Origin of the sequence: Streptococcus rupicaprae (genome assembly GCF_040545225.1) — a bacterium.
GTDB classification, from domain to species: Bacteria; Bacillota; Bacilli; order Lactobacillales; family Streptococcaceae; genus Streptococcus; species Streptococcus rupicaprae.
The window spans coordinates 55,212-71,851 of sequence record NZ_JBEPLO010000004.1 but is presented as its reverse complement, the minus strand read 5'-3'; the positions used below and the strand labels follow the sequence as shown (position 1 = coordinate 71,851).

Annotated in this window: 11 protein-coding genes; 1 reads left to right on the top strand and 10 read right to left on the bottom strand. The window is 44.8% G+C overall.

The window, feature by feature from the left end:
• Nucleotides 1-34: 34 nt before the first annotated feature.
• The 9 genes from ABID29_RS02730 to ABID29_RS02690 all read right to left on the bottom strand — a co-directional run bounded on the left by ABID29_RS02730 (nucleotide 35) and on the right by ABID29_RS02690 (nucleotide 13,086).
• Nucleotides 35-1,060 (bottom strand): alpha/beta hydrolase, encoded by a 1,026-nt coding sequence (locus ABID29_RS02730; RefSeq protein WP_354364226.1) that lies wholly within the window; start codon nucleotides 1,058-1,060, stop codon nucleotides 35-37.
• 11 nt (nucleotides 1,061-1,071) lie between these two features.
• Entirely contained in the window at nucleotides 1,072-2,019 is a 948-nt protein-coding gene (locus ABID29_RS02725) for a nucleoside hydrolase (RefSeq protein WP_354364224.1), read from the bottom strand.
• A gap of 11 nt (nucleotides 2,020-2,030) precedes the next feature.
• Nucleotides 2,031-2,966, bottom strand: a complete 936-nt coding sequence (locus tag ABID29_RS02720) for an alpha/beta hydrolase (protein ID WP_354364223.1) — start codon at nucleotides 2,964-2,966, stop codon at nucleotides 2,031-2,033.
• 25 nt (nucleotides 2,967-2,991) lie between these two features.
• Nucleotides 2,992-4,512, bottom strand: coding sequence for a sialate O-acetylesterase (locus ABID29_RS02715; protein ID WP_354364222.1), 1,521 nt, complete (start codon nucleotides 4,510-4,512; stop codon nucleotides 2,992-2,994).
• 104 nt (nucleotides 4,513-4,616) lie between these two features.
• Nucleotides 4,617-5,921 (bottom strand): DUF1593 domain-containing protein, encoded by a 1,305-nt coding sequence (locus ABID29_RS02710; RefSeq protein WP_354364221.1) that lies wholly within the window; start codon nucleotides 5,919-5,921, stop codon nucleotides 4,617-4,619.
• Nucleotides 5,922-5,930: 9 nt separating this feature from the next.
• Entirely contained in the window at nucleotides 5,931-6,782 is an 852-nt protein-coding gene (locus ABID29_RS02705; RefSeq protein ID WP_354364220.1) for an MBL fold metallo-hydrolase, read from the bottom strand.
• Nucleotides 6,783-6,794: 12 nt separating this feature from the next.
• Complete coding sequence (locus ABID29_RS02700) at nucleotides 6,795-9,047, bottom strand: glycoside hydrolase family 3 C-terminal domain-containing protein (protein ID WP_354364218.1); 2,253 nt, start codon at nucleotides 9,045-9,047, stop codon at nucleotides 6,795-6,797.
• A 253-nt stretch (nucleotides 9,048-9,300) separates the two neighbouring features.
• Nucleotides 9,301-10,689 (bottom strand): MFS transporter, encoded by a 1,389-nt coding sequence (locus ABID29_RS02695; protein WP_354364217.1) that lies wholly within the window; start codon nucleotides 10,687-10,689, stop codon nucleotides 9,301-9,303.
• A 102-nt stretch (nucleotides 10,690-10,791) separates the two neighbouring features.
• A complete protein-coding gene (locus ABID29_RS02690) occupies nucleotides 10,792-13,086 on the bottom strand; it encodes a family 78 glycoside hydrolase catalytic domain (RefSeq protein ID WP_354364215.1) in 2,295 nt (764 codons plus the stop codon).
• Nucleotides 13,087-13,207: 121 nt separating this feature from the next.
• On the opposite strand from ABID29_RS02690, the gene ABID29_RS02685 reads away from it, so the two are divergent.
• Nucleotides 13,208-14,161, top strand: coding sequence for a helix-turn-helix transcriptional regulator (locus tag ABID29_RS02685; RefSeq protein ID WP_354364213.1), 954 nt, complete (start codon nucleotides 13,208-13,210; stop codon nucleotides 14,159-14,161).
• A gap of 23 nt (nucleotides 14,162-14,184) precedes the next feature.
• Here ABID29_RS02685 and ABID29_RS02680 read toward each other — a convergent pair whose 3' ends face one another.
• Nucleotides 14,185-16,575, bottom strand: coding sequence for a primosomal protein N' (locus ABID29_RS02680; RefSeq protein WP_354364212.1), 2,391 nt, complete (start codon nucleotides 16,573-16,575; stop codon nucleotides 14,185-14,187).
• Nucleotides 16,576-16,640: the final 65 nt, after the last annotated feature.

Sequence of the window (16,640 nt, the reverse complement as noted above, 5' to 3'; positions counted from 1 at the left end):
CATTTGACTAGAGTGATTTTTTGGATAGCTGTGGCTATTTCGTAGAAGTATGAGCTGATCTAGTCAGTTTCGATAGCCAAGCAACATAGAGGTCCAACCACTGCTCAACTAAGGTCCTATCGTGGTAAAATTGAGGCATTTGCTCTTCTAGACACCCTCCAAAACCATGGCCTCCTTCTGCAAATACATGCACCTCAGTAGAAACACCCTTAGCACTAGCAACCTTTGCCAAGTCGAAAATATGATGAGCAGGAACCACTTCGTCATCTAAGGCTGCGCAAAGAAATAAGGGACTATCTCCTTCTCTTACATGCGTTCGCATATCATAATTGGCAGCAAACACACGGCCTTTTTCTTTATCGTTATAGGTTTCTTCCCCAGCTAATACAACTAGAATTTTGTCATCCTCAAGAGCTATCGCAGGATAGATTAGGGCAAGCGCAGAAAGTTCTGCGGAAACATGGTCAATAGCATCTGCCTGATAGCTGTCAGCTGAGATCTCTTGGTTACGGGTCACCAAACCAGTGACACCAGCTAAGTTACCCCCTGCTGAAAAGCCTATCATGCTGATTTTTTGAGGGTTGAGTTTCAAATCATTCGCATGATAACGGACATAGCGGATGGCACGTTGAGCATCCCAAAAAGGAACTGGCGCCTGATAAGGATAAGTCCGATACCAGAGGACAAACGCTGAGATTCCTGCTTGATTAAGACGTTGAGCGATGTGCTCGCCTTCATTAGTCATGGACTTGGTCAAATAAGCCCCTCCAGGGCAGATAATAACGGCACTATCCGCTCCTTCTACTAAGTAAGGGATTAAAAATGGTTTATCCTCATAGGTCATCCCTGCAGGGCCATGCTCGATTTCCTGACGGTAAACAAGGGTAGCATTGCCTGACATATCGCCAATGATGTCTGTTGTTTTATCCCAAATACCAGGGTATTTCTCAAATAAATCTTGTTGAGTATACTCGTTGTGAATATCCATGAGATCCGTTTTTGATCCAGGATGATTTCCAGGAATCTTATCTCCCCATATATAAAGCTTGTGTTCTGACATTTTTTCTCCTTTTAATTATCGGCATGCGATTGATGATAAAGGGCTAACTTAGCGTAAAAGTCTTCTAAGGTTAAACGCACATCCATGTGGCGATAAACACGAATCAACCGTTTTTGCTCATCAATCGGCTGATAAGCCATCGTTTCCTCATCAATATGAGGAGCGGGCACCATCTGATAAAGGTCGGTCCGCTGCTGCTCATGCATTAGAGCTGCTAAAACGCCTTGGTCACCTAATCCCCAAAGCTCACCATGGGGCCAATCAAAATCAGGCATAGCCTTCCCCAAGGCAAGATTGAGTTCCACCATTTGCTTAAAGAGATAGGCTCCCAGTGGTCCTTGAGGGACTACACGGTATTGCAATTCTGCCAGCGATACGGCAAAAGATTTGTAAACATCTGACGGGACTTGCCATAAAGGCATCTCAGACGCAAAAACAATGTTAGCTGCTTTAATGTCTTGCATCAGGTTAAATTCTTGACCTCCTTCAGGATAGGCACCGCCACCAATCCAAATCGCAGTCATCCGTTGGCAGATGCGAGGCTCCATCAAAATCGCTGAAGCAAGGTCAGTCAAACACCCCTGCATACCTATATATAAAGGTCTCAGATCCTCCTTCATCGCTTCATCGATGATCAATTGAGCTCCCTCAGAGATCAAGGGAATATCACTAGCTTCTAAGGCCCTATCTGCTCCCATGAAAACAGGAACCTCTGCATATTCTGGCATGAAAGACAAGACTGTCCTTATTTCATCGTAACTGGCTTTTGCGGATTGTCCTTGTGCAAAGCGGCCATAATTCTGATCAAAATATCCTGCAATAATACCTTTAACTTGGAAACTTGGCGTTAGTAAAGCATGAACTAAGGCAAACTGATCATCTGCTTCATTCTTGCAATCGGTGTGAATAATGTAGCGAACCTGACGGCTATTAGGCACTTGAAAGTCATATGCAGTCATCTTATCCTCCTTTAAGCCCAGCGACTTTTTTCCTTCAAGGGTAAAGCAAAGCGTTTTTGGAGCCAAGACTCCGCCAGATCTACCCATTGCCTTGCGTCAGCATTCACTTCTGTCAAAGCTGCTGCCGTCGCTTGGGTAGCAAGAGCCAGCCCATGTGGTCCTTCTTCAAAAATATGCAATTCAAAGGGAATCCCCGCTTCCGCAAGAGCTGTTCCGAGGCGCGTGGATTGGCTAACTGGAACGAGCTTGTCCCCAGCAGTCGCCCAGATAAAGGTCGGCGGCGTTGCCTCATCGACTAGCCGTGCCGCACTCGCTTGGAGCAACTGCTCCTCAGAAGGTGTCTCTGTTCCAAACAAGGATAGATTAGCCACTCGAAAGAGTCTTTGAGCCATCTGATCTTGCCTTTTAACATGGGCCTCATGGGCAAAGTAATCCGTAATAGGATAGCCTGCGATAATCGCTGCTGGCTTGATTTTGTTGACATCAAAATAATCTGTTACAATCGGCTTGTTCCAATGAACGCTGTAGTTGGTCACGTTATTTCCTCCAGCAGAAAAACCACAAAGAGCGATCTTATCCGTGTCAACTAACCATTCTTCTGCATGGTCATGGATAAGAGTGAAGGCCTGTGCGATATCATGAATGGCTGCAGGAAACACCGTATCTGCTCTGCCTTTTACCTGACCTGAAAAGACCTCTTCAAACGCATCATCTGCTTCTAAAAGGACATGGTAACGAAGAACAAAAGCGTGGTAACCCATACTCGCAAAGCGCAAAGCGACCGCTTCCCCTTCACGGTCTGAACAGTTCAGATAAGCCCCACCAGGACAAATCAAGACAGCAGGCCGCTTTTTCCCATCGAGCAACTCTGGAGAGTCACTAAGGACATAGGTTGTTAAATCAACATTGGTTCTGTTTTCGTCTAACGTAAATCTTTCAATAATCATCTCATCACACTTTCTAAATCACTTTTTATAATTGAATTGTTTCACAAAATGGCAGAGCGGGTATCCCTGCTTGATTATATAAATTGAGGGTCATCCAGTTGGATTGTCCCAAACTGACACGCAATTCTGTGAAATCCTTGGCCTCTGAAAGCCTTAGAATCAGGTTATCTCGGTCAAGCCTCTCTGTAAAGGAGAGCGCCTCACCATTAGCCTCCACTTTCAGACATGCTACTCGCTCACCCCTAATCACCAATCCTTCTTCAGCATGGTTAAAATGAAGCACCACTTGCCCCGCCTCATAAGTCACCTGTGATAGCATAGGGGCATCTGCTTCTATCGGATAGCCATAGGTGTGTTTTTGGGCTAACAAGGCTAGTCGTTCCCCTACCGTCTTTTTATTTTTAGGGTGTATGTCAAATCGTTCGCCTAGATCAGAAATGGAACAGAGGTAGGTCAAATCTGTTTCCTTGACTGCCTCCTGCTGGCAATTACGAATGATGTCATACCGAATAGCCTTATTCTCCAGCCAAGACTCATAACCTGGTAATTGAATGATATAAAAAGGTGTTTCTTCTCCAAAAACCTCACGCCAATCGGTGATAAGCCCCTTTAACAAAGACTTATAGCGGTACTGTTTGCCCTCTACATCATTACTTTCTCCCTGATACCAAAGAATACCCGCTATCGCAACCGGTTCTAATTGAAGAACCATATGCTCATATAAACTTGCAGGGAGAGCTTGGGGCTGCAATGTGCTCCTATAGGTTTTGATTTCCTCACCCACATGTGTCAAGAAGGCGCCAAATTCCTCTGCTTGAACTGTCCTTGGCATCACCAATTCTCCAAAAGCATCTTCAAAAGGAAGACCTCTATGGTTTAGTGGAGAAGTGCGTTGCTTTTCCCAGTAAGCTGCCATATCTTGCGTCTGTAACCAATCTTGGTAGGCATCGAAAGTTTCAGCATCTAGCTCTCGAATCGTTTCCAGTTTCATCCATGATTGGATTTTAGTGCCACCCCAGTTACAACCGATGACCCCAATCGGGCTGTCTATGGCTCTTGATAAATGTTTCGCAAAATAATACCCAACCGCTGACCACCATTCTACATTTTGAGCATCTGCCATACGCCATTTGCCCATTTCTGAAAAATCAAAATATTCCACAGCCTGCGCAAAAGCCATTTCTGGCACATCGTAGAAATAAATGTGATCCGCCAGCTGTGACAGTTCTTCTTGAAGGTGCTTTTCATAGCGCATGTGGAATTCCATATTGGACTGGCCACCTGCTAGCCACAGTTGCCCGATAGCAAGACGCAAGCAAATCTCGTCTGAGTCTGTCGTCCAAACCCGTAATTCCTCTTGCCAAGAGGTCTCTAGAGGTGGCAGTAAAATCTCCCAATTCCCAAACTCATCAGCAAGGACTTCTCGTTTGTGAGTTTGAAGACAGAGGTGAATAGTAGCCTTCGGAGCAGCTTTTCCCCAAACTTTCTGAGGAGCACCTGCTTGAAGCAGCATGTGATTTTGGAAATAAGGTGCAAGTTTTAACATGGGTTCACACTTTCTTTAAGCTATAGTCAAAATGTAACGTTGATAAGACTTCAATGGGGTTTCGGCTTGATTTGCCACCTCTAACAAGAGATGAAAGGTGTCTCCTAGCTGGGCATCGGCTCGGAATGCTGGGCAATGGGAATATCCATATGGCCTAGTTTTCCCATCACCGTCTGAAGGGGGACTTGGCTCAAGTCCCAATAGCTAGAAGCCTCATAATAGCAGGACCATTTATAGGTCAAGGGGAAACCATTCGGATCACTGGCTGGATCGGATAAGGTGACGGTTTGACCAGCTTCAACCGTGAGATTACGGGGCTGGTCCTTAAACTCTGGGTAGTGCACCGCCTGATCAAAACGTTCTGCGACACACCAGTTCGCCCTTGCTGCAAAATCTGCCTGAATGTCTGGAATCCAGCGAGCAATGCTGTACTCTGTTTCAAAACGACCTGTCTCAGGATTATAATCAGCTGTCTTATTGCCATAGGTCTTTCCATGAAGCAGATCAAAACGACCACCCCAGCCACCGTAAGTCGGATGTTCAAATCCCCGCAAACCTTGGGCTAACAGATAGAAATAAGAAGGAGAATCACCTTCTGAGATAAAGGAATAAGGCTTCACCTCAGGGTGTTTATCGAGGTAATCCTGTGTCCCGAATTGGAACTCCTCTGCTTCCCCCTCAAGGTAGTGACCGTCCCCAATCAAGGCATATTGATCTAAGAGCGCCCCCTTATTCTTGATATGGTTTTTGAACCATTCCGGTTGGAAAACAGTCTGAGTCTTCTCAGGAAGATAACGCCAAACATAGGCAAAAAAACCAAAGTTGGTGTAGTCATTGATGATGGTCAAGTCCCAGTGCTTGGCAATGTATTGCTCATAGGTTTCGTCTTGGTTGAGAATAATGTAGAGAACAACCTTATCTTCCACCTTCTTTTTAATCGCTGGCCATTCTGGCGTTCCTTCATACCGCTCTTGAATCGTCTTAAGGGCACGAGCAGTTGTATTGGTCCCACCCCAAGTCTGGATATACACCGGTTGAGGGTTATCATCCAAAAGAACCGAAACCATATGATTAGACCCATCCGTTTCTTCAGCCATATCACCGACATCTGAAATGTTGCCAATATGGTAAAGACTGTGGAGATGATCTGGCGTTGGGTAGTCAGGATTATGCTTGATCAAGTTAGGATAAACCGTCGCGTAACGTTCAATCATCTCAGGAATCCAGGTCGTCCCTGTCCAGCGATAAGCAGGTTTATCCACTGTGCCACTATAGTGGAATTTAGAGGAGGTCAGGATAATACCCGCCACATCCAAATCATTGGTATAGAGCAACAATCGAATAAATGAATTAATATCATCAATCTCACCATCCGTCGTCACGATGGTCCGTGGTTTCACTTTTGTCATAAACGCCTCCTAGTTTCCTTTTCCATAAACCTTTAGCACTTCTGCTTTTTCAATCATGATACTTCCTTTGCCATACCGAATCCGGCAAAAACGAGCTGACCTTGGATCCATTTCGATAAAGCGATGGTTAAGTTTATCTTCAATGCCAACTGTGCCTTCAAAAATCCCCTCAACCAAGTTAAGATAGTCCGTCAAGTAGGACCTCGCAATCGGTGCCCCATTATGATTTGGCAAAAGATAATCATAACGATCTGAATAATCTAGCAAGAGTTCTGTATTGGCCTTAAAATTCAGTAGACGTTCTTTCACATCGTAAGTTTTGGCGACTTCAGGATTTCGCGAGTTTTCAAACAAAAGGACTTGAGCTGACTCCATCTCATCGCCACAGAACATTAGACGTTCTTTGGCATCGAAGAAAAAGAGTGAGGAATTGCAGTGGGCTGGCTTGGCCTCTAACAGCTCAATGATACGCCCGCCAAGATCAATCGTGTCACCTGGCGATAAAGTCACCCGTCTGTAGTCCGGATAAGGAAGCTTTGTGATGTCAAACGGTCCTGTATTGTTAGTCACAGATTTGTCATCTAAATCATGTCCTCTCGGGATTAAAACCTCCTGAAACTCGCCGTTACCACCTGAATGGTCTGGGTGAAAATGGGTATTGGCACAGATCAAGGGTTTGTCCGTCAACTGCTCAGCAAATGCTCGCAAGGTCCCGGAACCATAACCTGTATCAAGGAGCAAAGCACTGCTTTCTCCCTCCAACAGGTAAATGTTTTGACTCCCTGACATGAAGTTAATAGCCCAGGTGCCTTCTTTCATTTGGTAAGCCGAATATGCCGCAAAAATATCTAATGGATTCATTTGTTACTCCTTTTAGATTTGTTCATTCAGTTCTTTAATGACATCATCCAATTCGTCACTAGTCATCTCTACAAATGGTAACACACCCCTCAGTGGCATGTTTTTAAAGATGCTGTCACCTATATCATCAGAAACCGCATCATCTTGATCCACACCATCTGGGTGGAAGAAAGCATCTATTTTACGTTTTAGGCCTTCCGTCCATGCTCTCGTTTTAGGATTTTCCATCAACTCTCCAAGAGTGGTATTGCGGTGAATGACGAAGGGGAGAACCTGAGAACTCTTTACTGAAATATTTTGGCTCAAAACGATGGTGCGGGAATCCTTCCCAATTTCAATAACATAATCTCCAGAAGGCACATACCAATCCTCCAATAAGGTATTGTACTCCGCAAAACTGCGTTTGGTTAGTGTGAAGGTTACTTCTTTAGATTCTCCAGGTCCCAGCGCAATCTTTTCAAACCCTTTTAACTCTCTAACAGGACGAAGGGATGAATCAACTTGACGGTTGACATAGAGCTGGATAACTTCTTTACCAGCACGATTTCCACTATTGGTTACACGAACACTCACTTCTACTTGATCAGTATCTTGACAGGTTGTATGACTGACTTTCAAATCCTGGTAGCTAAAGGTCGTATAAGACAACCCATACCCAAACGGAAATTGCACGTCCATTTTTTTCTTATCGTAGTAGCGGTAGCCGACAAATAAACCTTCCTTGTACTGAACCTTGTCTCCATCGCCTGGGAAATTAAGGTGTGACGGGTTATCTTCGAGCTGGTACGGGAAGGTTTCTGCCAAACGGCCACTCGGGTTAACTTTCCCATAAAGCAGATTGACCGTCGCTTCTCCTATAGCTTGACCAGCTAGATACATTTCTAAGATGCCTGCTACTTGATTGGCCCACGGCATAGCTACCACTGAACCATTATGGAGAACAACCACCGTCTTAGGATTAGCTGCAGCGACCGCCTCAATCAAGGCGTTCTGGTTAGATGGCAAATCGATATGTTGACGGTCATAGCCTTCAGACTCATAACTTTCCGGCAAACCAGCAAATACCACAGCAACGTCACTGTTCGCGGCCAAAGTAACTGCCTCAGCAATAAGCTGCTCCTCGGTACCTTCTTCTAACCGGTACCCTTGCGCGAAGTGGACATTACCCAGCCCAGATACAGCATCTAAAGCATTGGATACCTTAAAGGCATTGATGTGAGAACTGCCGCCACCTTGGAAACGAGGGGCCTTTGCAAATTCCCCAATAAAGGCTATTTTTTGTTGAGAATTAAGGGGTAAGACACCTTCATTTTTAAGAAGAACCGCTGATTCTTCTGCGATACGTCTCGCCTCAGCATGATCTTTTTCCTTATCCCAAACAACTGCTTGATAACGAGAGGTATAGTCTAAAATAACCGTTAAAATCCGCTCAACCGCCTGATCTAAAACAGCTTCCTCAAGCCTCCCGTCCTTTACCGCCTGAACAATCTCAGCATCATTAATCCCATTAGAGCTGGGCATTTCCAGATCAAGACCCGCTTTCAGGGCTTCCACACGCCTATCTACTGCTCCCCAGTCTGACATGACATAACCGTCAAATCCCCATTCGTCACGCAGAATTTCCGTTAATAACCGATGATGCTCAGAGGCGTAGACACCATTAATCCGATTATAGGATGCCATAATGGTTTTGGGCTGTGCCTCTTTGACAACCGTTTCAAAAGCTGGAAGATAGATTTCTCGCAAGGTTTGTTCATCAACTTCTGCTGAAATACTCATCCGCCATGCTTCTTGATTATTAACCGCAAAATGTTTGGGACTAGTTGCAACACCACATCCTTGAGCCCCTTGGACAAAGGCCTTGGCCAACTCTCCCGTCAGATAAGGATCTTCTGAGAAATATTCAAAATTTCGTCCACACAAAGGAGACCGTTTGATGTTCATACCAGGACCTAATATAACGGATACCTCCTCTGCCAAACATTCTTCACCAATGACCTTTCCCATCTGTTTGAGCAATTCACGGTCGAAAGAACCAGCTGTGCAGCAGGCGGCTGGAAAACAGACAGCCGGTATACTGTCATTAATGCCCAGATGGTCAGCCACCATATCTTGCTTCCTAAGCCCATGCGGGCCATCACTGACCATAACACTTGGGATCCCCAAACGCTCCAAACCTTTCAAATGCCAAAAATCAGCCCCTGAACACAGTCCTGCTTTTTCTTCCAACGTCATTTTTGAGCAGATCTCTTTTCCCGTTCCCATGGTCATTTCCTCTCTAAATAGTGTTCATTTCGTATGTTTAATAACTTGAATTCAAAATCTGAATAGTATGGGTTTTCAGAGGTTTATTTGTCTGGATGCTTTCCTTAAGCAGAGCGTTCCCTGATGACCATCCGTGGTTGAGATTTTGATTTTTATTTCGTATGAGCATTGAGTGATGACTTATTGCCAAAGAAGGCCCCATATCACAGATATAGAGCCTTTTTGCAAATCGCTACGACTTATTATTTAGAGATTATGCCTCGTGATTTTCGTCAGAGTGGTCACGAATTAATGCCTTCATAGCCGCAATATCTTCACGATGTTTATCAACTGGATTGAAGCGAAGCGCTAACAGCATGATCAAACCGATAACAACCGGAGCACCAAAACGTAAGAAGTTAATGGCAAACATGGTCGCTTCATTTTGCTGCCCAATAGCGTTAGGGACATAGCCTACCAAGCCAAGGACAAATAGAACACCTGAGTTGGTTAAAGCATTCCCACACTTCTGAGCAAACCCTTTAATAGATGAGATGACACCATTAGCAGAGATTCCTTCTGTAAATTGGATATAGTCAATGGCATCATTAACCAAAACGTTAACCAAGGCATTTTGCATGGTTGAGAACATGGCAGCTGCAAAGCTGAGGACAACCAGAAGAATAAAATTTGTTTTACCAAAGAAGAAGAGGGCAACAAAGAAAATACCTGATGCAAAGACTGAGAAGGCCAATGCTTTTTGAGCAGTTTTCAAGTATTTAAGCACCAACGGCATAACCACCATCATAGAGATGATTCCAGCTGGAGAAGTAAATGCCATATATCTACCAATCAAATCTGGACGAGCCCAATAGTACATGACATAATAAACCGATGCTGCAAAACCTAAGCCATACCCTAGAGAAGCTAAAACCCAAACCACGATAAACGGTGCTAATTCTTTATGCTTCAAAATGCGTTTCAAATCTTCCGAAAGTGGGCGATCAGGAAGTGGTTCAATATATTTTTCCTTCGCAGACCCAAATAAGCCCCAGAAAGTTACGCAAGATAAGGCTCCAAGGATTAACATAAATGGAATATAACCATTTGAAACACCGAGAGTTGCTTCAAACCAAGCCTTGATATCCATACCAAATGACGAACCAATGGTAAAGGAAATCGCAGTTGCACCTGCACCCAATGAGATAATCAAGTTACGGTTACGATCCTCTTTTACATGGGCTGGTAAAATAGCCATCTGTGGCATCGTGTACATCGTCACAGTCATCCCATAGCCAATATACATCAATAAGAAATACCACCACTTCCCAGATGCTGAGAAATCGGGTACGACCCAAACCATAGTCGCAAAGAAAGTGAGTAGCAATGGAGCAGGTAAGAAGTATGGACGATACCGTCCCCACTTAGATTTCGTACGGTCAGCCAAGACACCCATCATAGGGTCATTAATGGCATCCCATAATGTTGCAATCAACATAATCAATGCACCAGATGTAGCACTAATTCCTAGGTTGTCCGTCATATGAATACTTAGGAATGATGCCATTGCAGCAGCAATTACCATGGCTGGTCCACTAACAGACGTTGCATGGAAGAAGGCAAACTTTTTGTCTAACTTCTCCTGAGGTTGTTTGATTTCCATAGGATAAGCTCCTTTTTGTTTTTTCTATGGTTCTATTTTACGCAATTGATATCGTTTACACTATCGCTAAATAATCCCTTTTGTGTGTTCATTTCGTAGATTTTAGATTGATTCAGTCAACTCTCCTCCCACAGCTGACAAATCGATCATCATTTGGATCTTATCCGGCGACTTCACTGCCCATTGTTTTCCATCTTTTTGAATCCTGATCTCACCAAAAGGTGTTTGATAGGACATTTCAAAGGCGTCTACGATTTCAAGACTTGGTCTAACAGAAACAGCCTGATACCCTGGTGCCACCGGTTTTAAACCAACCGTTTCGCGGATTATCCAGTCTAAAACACAGCCAAAAGCATAGTGATTAAATGAGAAGGTGCCAACTTTACCGTCTGGCTGAATACTTGCCCATGATTCCCAAATCGTCGTTGCCCCTTGATTCACTTCATAAAACCAAGACGGACAGGCTTCTTGGAAGAAGAGCGTTTTCGCCAGCTCCGTTTCACCGCATGTGCATAAGACATCCAAAAGGTAGGGGACGGATAAAAATCCTGTATCCAATCGATCTCCATTCTCATGGATTAAGGTGACCAAACGAGCAATCAACGCCTTTTGATATTTTTGGGGCACCATATTAAAGGCTAAAGCTAAAACATAACAACCTTGGTAATCCTTTGTCAACAGGCCATCTGCAGTGACAAAATACTCCGTAAACGCCTCTTTGACTTTTTGAGAATAAGCCAGATAAGAAGAGCCATCTTTTCCCAGTAGCTCCGAAATGGTAGCCAATAACTCAGCCGAATGGGCTAAGAAAGCTGTTGCCACAAGGTCTTTGGTCACCTCTGCCGTCTTCATAGGATTGGGATTTTCCATCATAAAGCTCGGAAACATCCAATCCCCGTAATGAAACTTCGTATCCCAGATATAGCGCGCAGCGCCAGATTTATCTCCTGCTGCACTATTCTTAGAGAACTCAAACCAACACACCATGGCATCATAGTTCTCCTCCAAGACCGCTTTATCGCCATAGCGTTCATAGAGGGTCCAGGGGACCATAATAATCGCATCTCCCCAACCAGCTGAAGAGTACGCCCCTGTAAAAGCGACACTCTTTGCTGCATCTTTGGGTGCAGGCGAGTAATCTATCACTTCCCCATTGGCTTTTTGATTGCTCCGAACGCTTTTAAGCCATCTCCTGATCAATGCTTCCGTTTTTAAAAAGAAGGTCGAGGACGGGGCAAATACTTGCATATCGCCTGTCCATCCAACACGCTCTCTTTGAGGGCAATCCGTCGGAACAGAGAGCATATTGCCTTTTTGACTCCATAAAATATTGGACAAGAGCTGATTAACCTTGTTATTACTGGTTTTTAAGTAACCTGTTCTCTCCATTTCAGAGTAAATGGCTATGGCTTTAATAGCGGTTATCTTCTCTTTCTTCAAGCCAGTTACCTTAACATAGCGAAAACCATGGAAGGTAAAATCTGGTTCTAAAACCTCCTTGCGACCTCGCCCAATAAAGCTATCGGTCGCATCCTTATTCCGCCCAACAATATTTTGAAAGAAGTTGCCATTTTCATCCAAGGTTTCGGCATGTTCTAGCTTAATCTCTTGACCATCTTGCAAGAAAGCCTCTAATCTCACACGGCCCGCTATGACCTGTCCAAAATCAACTATAAGCGCATCGTCTTCTTTCCAAAAAGCTTGAGCAGGAAATTGTTCTTGGCGATAGACCATCGGTCCTTCTTGAGGGGCTAACCGTCCATAATCTGCATCTACTTCAAAAACGGCTAACTCTAAGGACTCTAGGGACCTTTTCCAATCTGTCTCTAACCTCAAGTCCTGTTTTTCACCGATTTGAATGTCCGCATAGCGATGCTTGCCAGAACCCGCACTAAAATGCTCGTCTGTCCCTATAACGACCCGAGACCCATCCTCAAATGTGACCTCTAAATCAGCCAATAAAGCCAGCTGGTCTCCAAACTGTGCACTCCCGCCTTGGACACTGATTCGACCTGCATACCAGCCATCTGCCACCTCAACTGCCAGTACATTATGACCCTCTCTCATCAATGCTGTCACGTCATAGGTTTGATACATGAGGAAATCGTTATAATCCGTATAATCCGGCGTAAAAATCGCCTCAGTCACCTTTTGGCCATTTAAATAGGATTGATAAATCCCTTGACAGGTCATGATAAGCCGAGCAGAAGCAATTGGTTTTTGAGTCTCAAATACCCGTTTAAAATAAACAGTTGGATGCAATCGCTCCTCAACAGGAGCTTGAGGGCGAATCTGCCCAGAGAACATTTCCTCAAGTGAAAACTCTGGTTCTTCTGATACTCTGGCGTGCTCACTTGAAATCCATCGTCCAGTCCATTTTTCTTTCTGATTACGCAACCTAATGCCCTCCAATAGTTTTAGTAGCTTTAGTATACAAGAATCTCCGTACCTTTCAATGCTTGCTCATGACAAAAAACTGTGATAATATGACATCAACAGAAAACGAAAGAGGAATGATATGGTGAAAAACAATTGGAAACTGCCCTCATTTGAGATTAATCAGCCATTCTTATCAGGTATTGAAAACTACTTAAGTGTTGATAAAGACTTTCTGCCTTTTAATCAAATCCAACACGAAGCCAACCACATTTATTTTGCAGATCTTCTCGATGCCCTCCGCTTGCCAAAGACTGCTCAACTGGCTATCACATCTCATAAAATGACATATCCTACCAAATGGCACAATCATGATTACATTGAATTATTCTTTGTTTTAGAAGGACGTCTCCTTCATCTCACGAAGGAAACTACCCATGTATTAGACAGCCCTAGCTTTTGCTTCATTCCTATCGGAGAATCCCATTTAATTGCCCCTATCGATGCTCAGCCAACCACTATCGTCAATCTTTTGATTCATCCTGATCTCTTTCAAAAAATAACCGAGCTGGACTCGAATTTTTCAAAGCAACATTTCCAAGCCCCTCTTATTCTTGAACCTTCCCTTACAAATGAACAGCTTATGCTTAATCTCAAAACCTTAATTCTTCATTATTATAAAAACGAGTATCAGCCGACACTCGTTACTATTGCTCATCTTATGACTATTTTATACAGCATCTTCGATCAAGCGAAGCCTAACTATCCTTCCTCAGACCTGTTATCCAAAGCTTGTCTGGATCTCATCAAAAAACAGGCTTCAACCATCACTCTAAAACAACTTGCTCAGCACTTGAATTATAGCCAAGGCCATCTCTCTAGGCATATTCGCCAACAAACAGGACTGACTGTTTCGCAGCATATCGCTCAAACCAAATTAAATAAAGCATGCCAATTGTTGCTAGAGTCAAAGCTTTCAATCCATGAAATCGCACAGCAATCGGGCTATCAAAGCGAAAGTCATTTTCACAGGGTATTCAAGAAAGAACTCGCTCTCACCCCTGGGCAGTACCGCAAACTGGTTGGGTCAAAGTGAGCGTAAAACCGTTCTATTATCCCTCACATGACATTCTGCGGTTCGTGGTCAATGCTGAGTTTGAGATCTTTGTTGGAGGCTTCTTGAGTTAAATCCAAGATTTGATTCAGAACTTGGGTTAAATGCTCCTCGAAGCGGTATTTGATTAGAATTTGGTAATGGTACAAATTATGGGTCCGTGCAATCGGTTTAGGCGTCGGTCCAAGGAGCTGGACCTGATCGGACAACTGCTCTCTCAATAGGCCCATCACCCGATAAGCCTGTTGGGCAACAAAGGTCTCATCCTTGTGCGATAGGGTCAAGGCAACCGTGTACACATAAGGTGGGTAACGGAGCTGCCTCCTGATGGCCATCTCATAGTGGTAAAAGCCTTCGTAGTCCTGATCTTTGGCAAACCGGATCGCATAATGGTCTGGATTATAGGTCTGAATAATCACCTGGCCTGGTTTGTCAGCCCGGCCCGCTCGGCCTGCCACCTGGGTCAGGAGCTGAAAGGTTCGCTCCGAAGCTCTAAAATCAGGTAAGTTGAGGGCCGTGTCTGCATTGAGGACTCCGACTAGGGTCACATTTGGAAAATCCAAGCCCTTGGCAATCATCTGAGTCCCTAGTAAAATATCTGCCTCCTGGCGTCCAAAGGCCTCTAACAGTCTTTCATGGGCGCCTTTTTGACGGGTTGTGTCCACATCCATCCGCAAGATACGCGCCTCAGGTAAAAGCGCCTGCAACTCATTGACAGCCTTTTGTGTTCCTGTTCCATAATAACGAATGGACCTGCTTTGACAGGACGGGCAAGTCTGAGGGATTTCCTTGGTAAAACCACAATAATGGCAGTGCATCAAGCGAGTATCCATATGCAGGGTCAGGGAAATGTCGCAGTTGGGGCATTCCTCCACAGCCCCACAATCACGACACATGACAAAACTTGAATAGCCCCTGCGGTTCAAGAGGAGAACCACCTGCTCTTTTCTAGCTAATTTTTCCTGAATCTTATCAAGAAGATAAGGTGTGAAATTCCCTGCCTCAGTTTGCCCAATATGGTCCCTAAAATCAACCACCGTCACCTCTGGTATCTGGGCTTTGGGATTAGCTCTTTGGCTCAGAACGAGACGGTTATAAACCTGTTTGCTTGCCCTGGCTCGACTTTCCAGGCTAGGGGTTGCAGAACCTAGAACGAGGCTAGCTTGATTGTAGCGAGCCCGCAAGGAAGCAACTTCCCGCGCATGGTAGCGTGGATGATTGTCCTGCTTATAGGTCGCCTCGTGCTCCTCATCAATGATGATGACTCCGAGATGTCTTAAGGGCGCAAAGATGGCAGAGCGGGCACCAACCACTACCTGGGCCTTCCCAGCTGCAATTTTTCGCCACTCATCATATTTTTCCCCATCGGACAGCCCCGAATGTAAAATGGCCACCTTGTCTCCAAAACGACTAACAAAACGCTCCGTCACCTGAGGCGTCAAGGAAATTTCTGGAACCAGCATAATGGCTGTCAAGTTTCTTGCCAGAGCTTCTTCAATCACTTGTAAATAGACTTCTGTCTTGCCAGAGCCTGTAATCCCTTGAAGTAAGAAGGTCTGGGATTCCTGCCCCATCTGGCTTGTGATGGCTGAAACTGCCTGGGCTTGTTCAGCATTGAGTGTCAATGGTTGACTGGGCTTAATGTTCTCAAAATAAGCCTGACTCCGACTGATCTCCTTGTCAAAAGCCTCAAGAAGACCTGCTTCGAGGAAGAATTTGGCAACTGGTGCTGAAAAAGCCTGTCTCAAATCAGCCAAACGCCCATCGCCTGCCTTTTCTAGCAAGAAGGTCTGAAGCTCTTGACGCTTCTTAGCCCTGTTGCCAGGATCAAATCTTGCCAGTAAGGAAGAATTCACTCGGTACCAAGCTTCCGTTTTAACCTTTTTCTTGTCCTCTGCCACATACTCCACACGAATATGGCCTTCCTGCGCCAGACGGATTACCTGGGCCTGTTTCTCAACCGAAAGTTCCGTAAAACGAATAGACGCCTCCTGGCCAAACAATTCCTGCCGCACTGCCTCTTGCAAACTTTCCAAGGGGAACAAATACTTATCATAGGTCGAATTGAGGACATTAGGAAGCATGGCTTTTAAGATTGAAATCTTATAGGAGAAGACGGTCTCACGCATGGCATCTGCCAGCCAAAGCAATTCCTCTGTCAAGACCGGCTGGGTGTCCAAGACTTCCGCAAGCTCCTTGAGTTCCACCTCAAGCTCTTGAGTTTCTTCAACGTCAACCACCAGACCTTGGAGCAAGCGGTTGGCCTTACCAAAAGGAACATGGACCCGCATTCCCCTTGAAACCAGACCATCTAAGGCCTCAGGAATCGTATAGGAATAGGGCTGGTCCGTCTGCATCAGAGGCACATCCACAATAACCTTAGCGATCTTTTTCATTTCTTACTCCTTTCCCTATCAGCATAAAGAAAGAGAAGTTGAGCCCTTGTCTCAACTTCACTAGT